The sequence below is a fragment of the Bacillus cereus group sp. N21 genome (genome assembly GCF_016483395.1).
Lineage (GTDB): Bacteria > Bacillota > Bacilli > Bacillales > Bacillaceae_G > Bacillus_A > Bacillus_A pseudomycoides.
In genome coordinates this window covers 1-605 of record NZ_JAEHBX010000226.1, presented here as the reverse complement: position 1 = coordinate 605, position 605 = coordinate 1, and the positions used below count along the sequence as shown (strand labels likewise).

The window sequence follows — 605 nt, the reverse complement described above, 5'->3', positions numbered from 1 at the left end:
GATAAAATGAAAATCAATTCTAAAGGACCTTTGGAGATTCTTTCTTTTGGAAATATAGACTTGAATGCTAATGGTACGAGTTACTTAAGACTCCGAGGAGGAAGCACTGTAGAAATTAATTCAGGTAGCGGTTCTTGGTTATTTAATAGACAGCCTTCACAGATAGAAGATGATTTTAAGATATTCACTGACAGTACAGCAGGATTAGAAGCAGTTACTACCCAGTACCATAACATGTATATTAAGGTTCACACGGGAGTAAAAAACCCAGAGGGATTCTATTTCCTTTCTAAGTATGCGGCAGACGGTGGAGTTTACTCAATGTATGCAAACGTAAACTGTAAGAACTTATGGGCTCAAGGTGACGTGTCTGGTGTTACTTGGACTCAGCGCTCAACTAGAGAGATAAAAGCAGACATCCAAGAAATACAAAGCGATGAAGTAGACGCTTTAATGTTATTGAAACCTAGTCAATATTTCTTGAATAAGGATGTAGAAGAGTACGGGATTGAATACTTGAGAGAACATTCTAGTGATTTCCTTCAATACGGTTTCATTGCAGAGGAAACTCCAGAGCAATTCCAAGGCAAAGATAAAAAATCTGT

Annotated in this window: 1 protein-coding gene; it reads left to right on the top strand. The window is 37.7% G+C overall.

The window, feature by feature from the left end; genetic code table 11:
* On the top strand, positions 1-605 hold a 605-nt coding region (locus tag JDS96_RS33540; protein ID WP_199669110.1), incomplete at both ends, for a tail fiber domain-containing protein.